The organism is Rhizobacter sp. Root1238 (assembly GCF_001425825.1).
Lineage (GTDB): Bacteria > Pseudomonadota > Gammaproteobacteria > Burkholderiales > Burkholderiaceae_C > Rhizobacter.
The window spans coordinates 335,471-348,068 of the sequence record NZ_LMDM01000048.1; the positions used below are offsets into that span (position 1 = coordinate 335,471).

General features: G+C 69.5%; 9 protein-coding genes. 5 read left to right on the plus strand and 4 right to left on the minus strand.

Features of this window, described 5'->3' with window-relative positions:
• Positions 1-3: 3 nt before the first annotated feature.
• Complete coding sequence (glgC, locus tag ASC98_RS26920; RefSeq protein ID WP_056808659.1) at positions 4-1,272, minus strand: glucose-1-phosphate adenylyltransferase; 1,269 nt, start codon at positions 1,270-1,272, stop codon at positions 4-6.
• A gap of 141 nt (positions 1,273-1,413) precedes the next feature.
• On the opposite strand from glgC, the gene ASC98_RS26925 reads away from it, so the two are divergent.
• From ASC98_RS26925 to ASC98_RS26945, 5 genes are all read left to right on the plus strand, one after another.
• Positions 1,414-3,882, plus strand: a complete 2,469-nt coding sequence (locus ASC98_RS26925; protein WP_056808657.1) for a glycogen/starch/alpha-glucan phosphorylase — start codon at positions 1,414-1,416, stop codon at positions 3,880-3,882.
• Between the two features lie 19 nt (positions 3,883-3,901).
• Positions 3,902-6,079: a 1,4-alpha-glucan branching protein GlgB gene (gene glgB, locus ASC98_RS26930; protein WP_056808655.1), complete on the plus strand. Its 2,178-nt coding sequence runs from the start codon at positions 3,902-3,904 to the stop codon at positions 6,077-6,079.
• 85 nt (positions 6,080-6,164) lie between these two features.
• Positions 6,165-8,240 (plus strand): glycogen debranching protein GlgX, encoded by a 2,076-nt coding sequence (gene glgX, locus ASC98_RS26935; protein WP_056808653.1) that lies wholly within the window; start codon positions 6,165-6,167, stop codon positions 8,238-8,240.
• A 226-nt stretch (positions 8,241-8,466) separates the two neighbouring features.
• A complete protein-coding gene (gene malQ / locus ASC98_RS26940; protein ID WP_056808651.1) occupies positions 8,467-9,981 on the plus strand; it encodes a 4-alpha-glucanotransferase in 1,515 nt (504 codons plus the stop codon).
• Between the two features lie 108 nt (positions 9,982-10,089).
• On the plus strand, positions 10,090-10,419 hold the full coding sequence (locus tag ASC98_RS26945) for a hypothetical protein (RefSeq protein ID WP_056808649.1): 330 nt from the start codon (positions 10,090-10,092) through the stop codon (positions 10,417-10,419).
• Between the two features lie 96 nt (positions 10,420-10,515).
• On the opposite strand, the gene ASC98_RS26950 is transcribed toward ASC98_RS26945, so the two are convergent.
• Genes ASC98_RS26950 through ASC98_RS26960 form a run of 3 tightly spaced genes read right to left on the minus strand, consistent with a single transcriptional unit; the run spans position 10,516 to position 12,598 of the window.
• Positions 10,516-11,598, minus strand: coding sequence for an AgmX/PglI C-terminal domain-containing protein (locus tag ASC98_RS26950; RefSeq protein WP_056808647.1), 1,083 nt, complete (start codon positions 11,596-11,598; stop codon positions 10,516-10,518).
• Positions 11,595-12,092: a biopolymer transporter ExbD gene (locus ASC98_RS26955; RefSeq protein ID WP_235581406.1), complete on the minus strand. Its 498-nt coding sequence runs from the start codon at positions 12,090-12,092 to the stop codon at positions 11,595-11,597. The genes ASC98_RS26950 and ASC98_RS26955 overlap by 4 nt, the downstream gene beginning before the upstream one ends.
• Before the next feature lie 11 nt (positions 12,093-12,103).
• Positions 12,104-12,598: a biopolymer transporter ExbD gene (locus ASC98_RS26960; protein ID WP_056808645.1), complete on the minus strand. Its 495-nt coding sequence runs from the start codon at positions 12,596-12,598 to the stop codon at positions 12,104-12,106.

Genomic DNA, 12,598 nt, shown 5'->3' on the forward strand with positions numbered 1-12,598 from the left:
TGATCAAGCGGTCAGTTTGGCGAGCATGTCGCGTGTGACGAGGGTGATGCCGTTCTCGGAACGGTGGAAGCGCTCGGCATCGAGTTCGGCATCCTCGCCGATCACCATGCCGTCGGGGATCACGCAGGCGCGGTCGACCACCACCCGCGTGAGCCGCGCGCCGCGGCCGATCTGCGCGCCCGGCAGCAGCACCGACCAGTTGACGACCGCATGCGAATGCACCCGCACGCTCGAGAACAGCACCGTGCGCGTGACCGAGCCCGAGACGATGCAGCCGCCCGACACCAGCGACTCGACCGCCATGCCGCGGCGCTCGTCCTGGTTGTGCACGAACTTGGCCGGGGGCAGCTGCTCCTGGTAGGTCCAGATCGGCCAGCGCTTGTCGTACAGGTTCAGCAGCGGGTCGGTGGCGGTCAGGTCGATGTTGGCATCCCAGTACGCATCGATGGTGCCGACGTCGCGCCAGTACGGTGCCTCGCCATGGCGCGTGCTGACGCAGCTCAGCTCGAACGGGTGCGCCGAGGCCTGGCCGTTGCGCACCGCGCGCGGGATGATGTCCTTGCCGAAGTCGTGGCTCGAATCGGCGTCGTTCATGTCGCGCTCGAGCTCCTTGTAGAGGTAGCGCGCATTGAAGATGTAGATGCCCATGCTGGCGAGCGCCATGTCGGGGCGGCCCGGCATCGGCGGCGGGTCGGCCGGCTTCTCGACGAATTCGGTGATGTGGTTGTCGCGATCGACCGCCATCACGCCGAAGGCCACCGCCTCGTGGCGCGGCACCGCGATGCAGCCGACCGTGCACTCGCGGCCCTTGGCGACGTGGTCGGCCAGCATCAGCGCGTAGTTCATCTTGTAGATGTGGTCGCCGGCCAGCACCACCACGTAGTCGGCGCCGTAGCTCGCGAGGATGTCCTGGTTCTGGTAGACGGCGTCGGCGGTGCCGCGGTACCAGCTCTCGTCGTCGTTGCGCTGCTGCGCCGGCAGCAGGTCGACGAACTCGTTCATCTCGCTCTTCAGGAAGGCCCAGCCGCGCTGCAGGTGGCGCAACAGGCTGTGCGACTTGTACTGCGTGATCACGCCGATGCGGCGGATGCCGGAGTTCAGGCAGTTCGACAGCGCGAAATCGATGATGCGGAACTTGCCGCCGAAGTAGACGGCCGGCTTGGCGCGGCGGTCGGTCAGGTTCTTCAGCCGGCTGCCGCGGCCGCCCGCCAGCACCAGCGCGACGGCGCGCTTGGGCAGGTCGAGGCTCAACGCAAGATCGATGGGTTGCATGATGTCTCCAGGAGGGGTCGCGGCGCGCACCGATTGTGCACGGCCCGCACCGCATTGAAGCACTGCCCCCGCGCTTGCGCATGCCGGGACAAACGAGCAAAGTGTCGGCCACACAGCAGCACCCCGTCGACGACTCCCCCCATGACACAACAGATCACCCCCCAGCAGATGCAGGCCGACCTCGACGAGCAACTGCTGAAGACCGTCGGCGTCGCGCCGCCCGCCGCCACGCCGGTCGACGTGATGCACGGCGTCGCCCAGGTGGCGCGCCAGCAGCTGTCGGAACGCTGGGTGCAGACCCAGGCCATCGAGCGCGCGGCCAAGGCCCGCCGCGTCTGCTACCTGTCGATGGAATTCCTGATCGGCCGCACCCTCTCGAACGCGCTCGCCGCGCTCGACCTGCGCGAGCCGGCCGCCGCCGCGGTCGCGCTGCATGCGCAGACGCTCGAAGACGTGGCCGACCACGAGCCCGACGCGGCGCTCGGCAACGGCGGCCTCGGCCGGCTGGCCGCCTGCTTCCTCGATTCGATGGCCACGCTCGGGCTGCCGTCGTTCGGCTACGGCATCCGCTACGAATACGGCATGTTCGCGCAGGGCATCGCGCACGGCCGCCAGGTCGAGCACCCCGACCCGTGGCTGGCCGACGGCACGCCGTGGGAGTTCCCGCGGCCCGGCATCAGCCACCCGGTGCGCTTCGGCGGCCATGTCGAGCAGCACCGGCATGAAGACGGCACCTCGCACCCGGTGTGGCGCCCGGCCGGCGCGGTCGAGGCCAAGGCCTACGACATGGTGATCCCCGGCCACGGCACGCAGAAGGTCAGCACGCTGCGCCTGTGGAAGGCCGCCGCGCCGGCCCACATCGACCTGAACGCGTTCAACACCGGCGACTACGCCCGCGCAGCCAGCGTGAAGAACGAGTACGAGAACATCTCGTGGGTGCTGTACCCGAACGACAGCACACCGGCCGGCCGCGAGCTGCGGCTGCGCCAGGAGTATTTCTTCACCAGCGCGTCGATCCAGGACATCGTCGCCCGCCACCTCGACGAGCACGCAAGCCTGCACAACCTGGCCGACCAGGTCGCGATCCACCTGAACGACACCCATCCGGCGATCGGTGTGGCCGAGCTGATGCGCGTGCTGTGCGACGAGCATGCGATGCCGTGGGCCACCGCGTGGGAGATCACGCAGAAGACCTTCTCGTACACCAACCACACGCTGATGCCCGAGGCGCTCGAGACCTGGGCGGTGGCGCTGATGCAGCAGGTGCTGCCGCGCCACCTGGAGATCATCTTCCGCATCAACCAGGAATTCCTCGACCTGGCCGCGAAGCAGCGGCCCGGCGACGATGGCTTCCTGCGCCGCCTGTCGCTGATCGACGAATCCGGCGAGCGCCGCGTGCGCATGGCCAACCTGTCGATCGTCGGCAGCCACAAGGTCAACGGCGTGTCGGCGCTGCACTCCGAGCTGCTGACCAAGACCATCTTCGCGGACTTCGCGTCGCTGTACCCGACGCGCTTCACGAACATGACCAACGGCGTCACGCCGCGGCGCTGGCTGGCGCAGGCCAACCCGGGCCTCGCGCACCTGCTCGACCAGACGCTCGGCCGCGGCTGGCGGCTCGACCTCGACCAGCTCGCGCAGCTGAAGGAACACGCCGGCAGCGAAGCCTTCCGCAGCAAGTTCGCCGCGATCAAGCTGAACAACAAGAAGCGGCTGGCCGAGCACATCCAGCGCCACACCGGCATCCACGTCGACCCGGGCAGCCTGTTCGACGTGCAGGTCAAGCGCATCCACGAGTACAAGCGCCAGCTGCTGAACGTGCTGCACGTCGTGACGCGCTACCTGGCCATCATCGACAACCCGACGCTGCCGTGGGTGCCGCGCACGGTGATCTTCGCCGGCAAGGCAGCATCGTCGTACCAGACCGCGAAGTCGATCATCCGGCTGATCCACGACGTCGGCACGGTCGTCAACGCCGACCCGCGCGTCGGCGGCAAGCTGCGGGTGGTGTTCATCCCGAACTACGGCGTCTCGGTGGCCGAGGTCATCATGCCGGGCGCCGACCTGTCGGAGCAGATCTCCACCGCCGGCACCGAAGCGTCGGGCACCGGCAACATGAAGCTCGCGCTGAACGGCGCGCTGACCATCGGCACCGACGACGGCGCGAACATCGAGATCCGCCAGAGCGTCGGCGACGACAACATCTTCATCTTCGGGCTGAAGACCCCCGAGGTGCAGGCGCTGAAGGCCTCGGGCTACCACCCGATGCGCTACTACGAGAACAACCCGGCGCTGAAGGCGGTGCTCGACGCGATCTCCGGCGGCCTGTTCTCGCCCGACGAGCGCGACCGCTACCGACCGCTGGTCGACTCGCTGCTGTGGGGCGGCGACCACTACCTGCTGCTGGCCGACTACGACGACTATGTGCAGACGCAGCAGCGCGTCGACACGCTGTTCGGCCACCGCGAGGCGTGGATCGCGCGTTCGATCGCCAACGTGGCCGGCATGGGCATGTTCTCGTCCGACCGCACGATCCGCGAGTACGCCCGCGACATCTGGAACATCGATCCCGAACTGAAGGCGACTGCAGCGCTACGATCGGTCGCATGACGTTCCTGCCCTGCCGCCCATGCTGACGCCCGCCGAGATCGAGGCCCTCCGCCACGCCCGCCACGGCGATCCATTCTCGGTGCTCGGCGCGCATGAAGACGCCAGCGGCCAGCGCTGGCTGCGCTGCTTCCAGCCCGGCGCGCGGGCGGCGCTGGCGGTCGATGCCGACAACGGCCAGCCGCTGTCGATGCTGACGCAGCTGCACCCCGACGGCGTCTTCGAAGGCATGCTCGGCAGCACCGCCGGCGCCTGGCGACTGCAGTTCACCTGGCCCGACGGCTCCAGCTCCACCGTCGACGACCCGTACCGCTTCCCGCCGGTGCTCGGCGAGGTGGACGTGTGGCTGCTCGCCGAGGGCACGCACCTGCGGCCGTACGAGACGCTGGGCGCGCAGATCCGCGTGATGGACGGCGTCAGCGGCGCGAGCTTCGCGGTGTGGGCGCCGAACGCGTCGCGCGTCAGCGTGGTCGGCGACTTCAACCACTGGGACGGCCGCGTCCACCCGATGCGGCTGCGCCGCGAGTGCGGCGTCTGGGAGATCTTCCTGCCCGGCATCGCCGAGGGTGCGCGCTACAAGTACGAGATCCGCACCGCCGACGGCCATGTGCTGCCGCAGAAGGCCGACCCGTACGCGCTGCAGTCCGAGCTGCGGCCGGCCACCGCGAGCGTGGTGTCGCACATGCCGCGGCTCGCGCCGGCGTCGGCGCAGCGCCAGCAGTCGAATGCGCTCGATGCGCCGGTCAGCATCTACGAGGTGCACCTCGGCTCGTGGCGGCGCAAGCCCGAGGACAACGACCGCTGGCTGACCTGGGACGAACTCGCCGACACGCTGGTGCCGTATGCGCAGGACATGGGCTTCACCCACCTCGAGCTGATGCCGGTCAGCGAGCACCCGTTCGACGGGTCGTGGGGCTACCAGCCGGTGGGGCTCTATTCGCCCACCGCCCGCTTCGGCGACGGCCCCGGCTTCCGCCGCTTCGTCGACCGCTGCCATTCGGCCGGCCTCGGCGTGCTGCTCGACTGGGTACCGGCGCATTTCCCGAGCGACGTGCACGGCCTCGCGCAGTTCGACGGCACGCACCTGTACGAATACGCCGACCCGCGCGAAGGCTTCCACAACGACTGGAACACGCTGATCTACAACCTCGGCCGCACCGAGGTGCGCAACTTCCTGGTCGGCAATGCGCTGTACTGGCTGGAGCGCTACGACGTCGACGGACTGCGCGTCGATGCAGTCGCGTCGATGCTGTACCGCGACTACAGCCGCGAGCCCGGCGAATGGATTCCCAACGTGCACGGCGGGCGCGAGAACCTGGAGGCGATCTCGTTCCTGAAGCGCATGAACGAGGTGGTCGGCATCGAACGCGCGCAGGCGGTGACGCTGGCCGAGGAGTCGACCGCGTTCCCGGCGGTGTCGCGCCCGACCTTCGCCGGCGGGCTGGGCTTCCACTACAAGTGGAACATGGGCTGGATGCACGACACGCTGAAGTACATGGCGCGCGACCCGGTGCACCGCAAGCACCACCACGGCGAGATGACCTTCGGGCTGGTCTACGCGTTCAACGAGAACTTCGTGCTGCCGCTGTCGCACGACGAGGTGGTGCACGGCAAGGGCTCGCTGATCGCGAAGATGCCGGGCGACCGCTGGCAGAAGTTCGCGAACCTGCGGGCCTACTACGGCTTCATGTTCGGCCACCCGGGCAAGAAGCTGCTGTTCATGGGCGGCGAGTTCGCGCAGGAACGCGAGTGGGACCATGACCAGAGCCTCGACTGGCACCTGCTGTCCGATGGCCTGCATGAAGGCATGCAGCGCCTGGTGCGCGACCTGAACCGCTTCTACCGCGCGACGCCGGCGTTGTACGAGCAGGACTTCGTGCCGGCCGGTTTCGAGTGGATCGACCACCAGGATGCCGAGCATTCGGTGATCAGCTTCGTGCGCCACGGCCGCCGCGACGGCGCGACGGTGGTCGTCGTGTCGAACCTGACGCCGACGGTGCGGCAAGGCTTTCGCATCGGCGTGCCGCGGCCGGGCCAGTACCGCGAGCGCATCAACACCGATTCGGCGCACTACGGCGGCAGCAACGTCGGCACGCCGCTCGGTGCGGCGCAATCGGAAGACGTGCCGTGGCAGGGCCGCGCGCAGTCGGTGATGCTGACGCTGCCGCCGCTCGCCACCGTCTTCCTGGAGTGGCGATGACGACCCCTCGGTCGATGAGTACATCGCCCACTCCCCCGAGGGGAGCGCCGGCCGGCTTGGGAGCGGCCCGGCGCTCGGCCGGCGGATGACGGCGTTGGAGGCGGGGCGCCCGTGGCCGCTGGGCGCGCACTGGGACGGCAACGGCATCAACTTCGCGGTGTTCTCGGACCATGCGCACGCCATCGAGCTGTGCCTGTTCGACGACACCGGCACGCTGCAGCAGTCGTGCACGGCGCTGCCCGGCCGCACGCAGCAGGTGTGGCACGGCTACCTGCCCGGGGCACAGCCGGGGCTGGTGTACGGCCTGCGCGCGCACGGCCTGTGGCAGCCGCAGCGCGGCCAGCGCTTCAACCCGGCCAAGCTGCTGCTCGACCCGTATGCGCGCGAGATCGTCGGCCACTTCGACTGGGACGGCCCGCACTTCGGCGGCGACCGCCAGCGCCCGCTGGAGATCGACCCGCGCGACAACGGCGCGCAGGCGCTGAAGGCGCGCGTCGTGCACGACCGCTTCGACTGGGGCGGCGACACGCCGCCTGCCACGCCGCTGGCCGACACGGTGCTGTACGAGGTGCATGTGAAAGGCTTCACGCGGCTGCACCCCGGCGTGCCCGAGGCGCAGCGCGGCACCTATGCGGGCCTGGCGAGCGACGCGGCCATCGCCCACCTGAATCGCCTGGGCATCACCGCGGTCAGCCTGCTGCCGGTGCACCAGGCGCTCGACGAGGAACGCCTGGTGCGCATGGGGCTGCGCAACTACTGGGGCTACAACACGCTCGGCTTCTTCTGCCCGAGCCCGGCGCTCGCATCGCCCGGTGCTTCGGCGCGCGACGAGTTCCGCACGATGGTCAGGCGGCTGCACGCGGCCGGCATCGAGGTGATCCTCGACGTGGTCTACAACCACAGCGCGGAGACCGACGAGCACGGGCCCACGATCCACTTCCGCGGCCTCGACAACGCCGCCTACTACCGGCTGCGGCCGGACGACCCCGCGCTGTACGTCAACGACACCGGCACCGGCAACACGCTGAACCTGGGCCATCCGCGGGTGCTGCAGCTGGTGATGGATTCGCTGCGCTTCTGGGTGAGCGAGATGCATGTCGACGGCTTCCGCTTCGACCTGGCGCCGGTGCTCGGCCGCACCGGTGGCGCGACGGGCGGCGGCTTCGACACCGGCGCCGCGTTCTTCCAGGCGATCGCGCAGGACCCGCTGCTGTCCACCGTGAAGCTGATCGCCGAACCGTGGGACATCGGCTTCGGCGGCTACCAGCTCGGCCAGTTCCCCGCAGGCTGGGCCGAATGGAACGACCGCTTCCGCGACACGGTGCGCAGTTTCTGGCTGCGCGACGCGACGACACGCGGCGAACTGGCGCAGCGGCTGTGCGCCTCGTCCGACGTGTTCGACGGGCGCGGGCGGGCGCCGGCCGAATCGGTGAACTTCATCGTCGCGCACGACGGCTTCACGCTGGCCGACCTGGTCAGCCACGACCGCAAGCACAACGAGGCGAATGGCGAAGGCAATCGCGATGGGCACGACCACAACCACAGCTGGAACGCCGGCGTCGAAGGGCCGAGCGACGACCCGGTGATCGTCGCGCTGCGCGGGCGGCTTCAGCGCGCGCTGCTGGCCACGCTGCTGCTGTCGCAGGGCACGCCGATGCTGTGCGCCGGCGACGAGCTCGGGCATTCGCAACGCGGCAACAACAACGCCTACTGCCAGGACAACGCGACCAGCTGGATCGACTGGGCGCGCGCCGACGATGCACTGGTCGCCTTCACCGCGCAGGTGCTGGCGTTGCGCCGCACGCACCGGCCGCTGGGCGACCGCTGGTACGCCGGCCGGGCCGATGCGCAGGGCCGCATCGATCTCGCCTGGCGGCAGGCCGACGGTTCGCCGCTCGACGATGCGGCCTGGAACGATCCGGCGCAGCGCGTGCTGGGCATCGCCATCGGCGCGCCGGGGCGTTCACGGCAGCCGTTGCTGTTGTTGATGAATGCGGGCGATGTCGACATGCCGTTCGCGCTGCCGGCGGGCGCGTGGCGCGTGCAGCTGGACAGCGCGGCGGTGTCGGCGCAGCAGTCGCTGGTGCAGACTCCGCTGGTGCAGACTCCGCTGGCGCTGGCGGCGCACAGCGTGGTGCTGCTGGCGATGGAGGCTGCATGACAGGCAGATCGAGATCCGTTCGCCCTGAGCTTGTCGAAGGGGCTGCGCGCATTGAACCGGGGCTTCGACAAGCTCAGCCCGAACGGGCACCACCATCGGCGTTGAAACAGGCGCCACCGTTCGCCCTGAGCCTGTCGAAGGGCCTGCGCGCATCGAACCAGGGCGTCGACAGGCTCAGCCCGAACGGAGTTTCAATTCCGAAGCCCCCGAGCGAGGAACCACGACCATGAGATTCCCCCGCGCCAGCGGCGTGCTGCTGCACCCGACCTCGCTGCCCGGCCCGCACGGCAGCGGCGATTTCGGCCCGGCCGCCTACCACTTCGTCGACTGGCTCGCGACCGCGCGGCAGCGGCTGTGGCAGATGCTGCCGCTGGGCGGCATCGGCCCCGGCAACTCGCCGTACATGAGCAGCTCGGCCTTTGCCGGCAACGTGCTGCTGATCGACCTGGCCGAGCTCGGCCAGCACGGCTGGCTGACCGCCGACGAGCTGCTGCCGCCCGACGGCATCGAGTCGCACCGGCTGAACTTCGCGGCGGTCTGGCCGTACCGCATGGATCGCCTCGCGCGCGCCGCGCGGCGTTTTGCCGTGACGGCCACGCCGCAGCAGACGCAGGCGCTGCAGGCCTTCTGCGCCGAGCACGCCAGCTGGATCGACGACTACACGCTCTTCATGGCGCTGGCCGACCACCACGACTGGGCGCCGTGGTGCGACTGGGGCGGCGGCCTCGCGCAGCGCGAGCCGGCGGCCTTGGCGGCAGCCCGCGTGCTGCATGCCGAGCGCATCGCGTTCTGGACCTTCTGCCAGTGGCGCTTCTTCGTGCAGTGGGAGCGCCTGAAGGACCACGCGACCAGCCGCGGCGTGCAGGTGATCGGCGATGCGCCGATCTTCATCGCCTACCAGAGCGCCGAGGTGTGGGCACGGCAAGACCTGTTCGAACTCGATGCGCGGGGCCAGCCGACCGTGGTGGCCGGCGTGCCGCCGGACTTCTTCAGCGAGACCGGGCAGCGCTGGGGCAACCCACTGTACCGCTGGAGCGCGCATGCGGCCGAGGGCTACGCCTGGTGGGTCGAGCGCATCCGCCGCACCTTCGAGCTGGTCGACATCGTGCGCATCGACCACTTCCGCGGCTTCGCGAGCTACTGGGAGATCCCGGCCAGCGAAGAGACCGCGATCCGCGGGCACTGGCGGCCGGGGCCGGGCGAGGCCTTGTTCGACGCGATCGCCGACGCGCTGGGCACGCTGCCGATCATTGCGGAAGACCTGGGCGTGGTGACGCCGGACGTCGAGGCGCTGCGGCGCAAGTTCGCGCTGCCGGGCATGCGCATCCTGCACTTCGCGTTCGGCGGCGACAGCGCCAACCCGTTCCTGCCGCACAACCACGAGGCCGACACCGTGGTCTACAGCGGCACGCACGACAACGACACCAGCGTCGGCTGGTGGGCCACCGCGACCGAGGCGCAACGGCGCCATGCGTCGGCCTACCTGACGACCGACGGCAGCGACATCGCGTGGGAGCTGATCCGCACCGCCTGCGCATCGGTGGCCGACACCGCGGTGCACCCGATGCAGGATGTGCTGCGACTCCCGGGCGCCGACCGGATGAACTATCCCGGCAAGCCCTCGGGCTACTGGGAATGGCGTTTCAGCTGGGACCAGGTGATGCCGGCGCATGCGCACGAGCTGGCGCTGCTGACGCGGCTGTATGGCCGCGACGGCGTGGTCGCCGTGCCGGGCGCCTAGCCGGACTCGCGCGCCGCCCGGCCGGCAGGGGGATCTTGCAAGCCGCCAAAGCATCCCCACTTCTCGGAAACGGGACGGCCTGGCGCCGCCCCACCCGGAAGGAAACGCATGAAAACCACCCAATCGCAACGCAGCGTCAGCGACCTCGATGTCGTGCACGCGCTGGCGCGCCTGGTGCAGCGCATGGAAGCGAGCCCGGCCGAGATCGATGCCCACCAGTACCGCACCGTCGTGCAGCAGCTGACCCGCGCGCTCGAACGCGTCGAGCCGGGCAAGGCCTTGCAACTGATCCTGGAAGATTGCCCGGCGGCGTCCGAGCTGTATGAAAACATACGCTACGAGCACGCCGGGCTGGTGCGCTCGCCGCTCGAGAAGGCGCTGAACGCCGAGCTGGAAGCGCGCCGGGCCATCGACCTGGCGGCTTCGCTGAAGCACTGACGGCGCGGGTCCCGGGTTGTCACCCGGGCTACGGGTCGTGCGGTCTCGGGTGGCCACCCGGGCGACGCAGCCCGGATGCCCCTCCGGGTCGGCGCATCAAGACGGCAGGAAGTCCAGCGGGTAGCTGATGATGATCTGGTCGACGTCGCGCGCGCCGAACTCGAACTGCTTGATCCGCGCCAGCAGCTTCGCTTCCAGTTCCGGCGACTTCAGCTCGCTCGACAGGATGCGCACCCCGGCCAGTTCGCCCGACGGCGAGATCTTCAGCTCCAGCACCACCTTGCCCTGCAGGCCCGGGTCCTCGCGCAACGCACGGTTGTAGATCGCGTAGATCGCACCCTTGTTGCGCTCGAACACCAGCCGGATCTCCTCGATCGACCGGGCCGCCTTGCCGCTGCCGCCACGCTGCACCGTGCCACCCGCCCCGGTGCCGTTGCCGGTACCGCTGCCGGCCGCCGAGCCCTTGCCGCCGCCGCCACCACCACCGGCCACGCCGGCCACCAGCGTGGTCGAACGACCCGCCAGCCCGCCGCCACCGGTGTTGCGGCTGTAGCCCGCGGTGTTGATGCCGCCGCTGCCGCCGGTCGCGTTCGACGTGATCATCGCGCGGTCAGGCAGGCCGGCCTCGGTGCCGGCACCGACGCCGACGCCCACGCCCGAACCGACGCCCGGTCCCTGCTTGATGTCCGGCTTCAACTGCACGGCCAGCGGCGCGCCGCTCAGCTCCTGCAGCTGGTCCTTCATCGCGAGCAGGCCGACGCCGGCGGCCTTGCGGCGCGCGCCCTCGATCTCGCCCGGCGGCTTGTTGGCCTGCGGCACGCGTGCTTCGGGGATCGGCTCCTTCATCTTCACCGGATCCGGCTTGGCCGGGATCGGCTTCGCCTGGTCGGGCTTGGCCTGCGGCACCGCGGCCGCCTCGGCTTCCTTCGGCTTCTCCTGCACCTTCGGCGGCGGGGGCGGCGGCGGAGGCGTCTCCAGCACCAGCTTGGCCAGCCGCGGCGGCAGCTCGGCCGGCGCGCTGCGATCGGGTTGCTTCACCGGCAGCCACGGCACGATCAGGAAGATCAGCAGGCAGGCACCGACCGTGCGCTGGATGATGCGGCGAAAGCGCGCGTCATCCTCGGGCACGCCCGCCCACGGCATCACCCGCGGATTGAACGAAACGACAGCCGCACTCATGCGCCATTCCTCTGCCGGACCGCGAACGACATGTCGGTGAAGCTGGCTCGCGCCGCGGTGTACATGATCTTGCGCAACAGCTGGTACGGGATGTCCTTGTCGCCCATGATGGTGAGCGCCTTGCCCTTGTCCTTGTTGGCCTCGCGGATCATCTCGCGGCCGGCCTGCAAGTCGAGTTCTTCCTTCAGCGGCGCGATCAGGTCGCCCTTCAATCCCATCACGTCGGCCACGTTCGCGATCTTGCGGCCCTCGACGATGATCTCGGTGCCGCTGACCACCAGCACCACGTTCTGCTTCGGCTGCTTCTCGGCCGTCGACTGCGGCAGCTGCACCGCCTTCGGGCTGGGCAGAAGCTCGACGCCGGTGGCGTTCGACAGCAGGAAGAAGATCAGGATCGTGAACACGTCGATCAGCGAGACGAGGTTCATGTCGAGCCCCGTCTGGTTGCGTGCGCGGCGCTCGGCCCGCTTCTGCAGCGGTGTCATCAGTGCCATGGTCCCCGCCTCTATCGCTTGACGACCGGCGCGTCGCCGATCGAGATGTTGGGGAACAGTTCGGTGTGCAGCAGCGTCGCGCCCTTCGACACGACGACCACGCGCACCGAGTCCATCACCTGCACGAGCGCGTCGTACGGGGTGTTCGGCTCGGCCAGCACGCTGGCATCGACCTTGTCCGGAAACTTGGCCTTGATCTGCTGGATCAGCGCCGACAGGGCCGCGGTGTCATAGCCGGTGGCGGTGTTCGGGATGCGCTGGATCAGCCCGCCGATGCGGTCGCCGATCTCCAGCGAATCGGGGCGCAGCACCACCTCGAGCTGCAGGTTGTCGACCTTCAGTTGCTCGACGGCGGTGTTCTTCGCGGGCAGCGAAATGTCGATCACCGCCAGCCGGCTGAACACGGCGGTCGACAGCAGGAACGGCACCAGCACCACGATCAGGTTGATGAACGCGGTGATCTCCAGGTGCGCCGTTTCCTTGCGCAGGCGACGACGGGCAGCCAT

Excerpts from the sequence above, each read along its gene's own strand:
- malQ (WP_056808651.1), top strand. The coding sequence starts at position 8,467 with ATGAGATTCCCCCGCGCCAGCGGCGTGCTGCTGCACCCGACCTCGCTG.
- ASC98_RS26955 (WP_235581406.1), bottom strand. The coding sequence starts at position 12,092 with ATGGCACTGATGACACCGCTGCAGAAGCGGGCCGAGCGCCGCGCACGC.
- glgC (WP_056808659.1), bottom strand. The coding sequence starts at position 1,272 with ATGCAACCCATCGATCTTGCGTTGAGCCTCGACCTGCCCAAGCGCGCC.
- ASC98_RS26925 (WP_056808657.1), top strand. The coding sequence starts at position 1,414 with ATGACACAACAGATCACCCCCCAGCAGATGCAGGCCGACCTCGACGAG.
- glgX (WP_056808653.1), top strand. The coding sequence starts at position 6,165 with ATGACGGCGTTGGAGGCGGGGCGCCCGTGGCCGCTGGGCGCGCACTGG.
- ASC98_RS26960 (WP_056808645.1), bottom strand. The coding sequence starts at position 12,598 with ATGGCTGCCCGTCGTCGCCTGCGCAAGGAAACGGCGCACCTGGAGATC.
- ASC98_RS26950 (WP_056808647.1), bottom strand. The coding sequence starts at position 11,598 with ATGAGTGCGGCTGTCGTTTCGTTCAATCCGCGGGTGATGCCGTGGGCG.
- ASC98_RS26945 (WP_056808649.1), top strand. The coding sequence starts at position 10,090 with ATGAAAACCACCCAATCGCAACGCAGCGTCAGCGACCTCGATGTCGTG.
- glgB (WP_056808655.1), top strand. The coding sequence starts at position 3,902 with ATGCTGACGCCCGCCGAGATCGAGGCCCTCCGCCACGCCCGCCACGGC.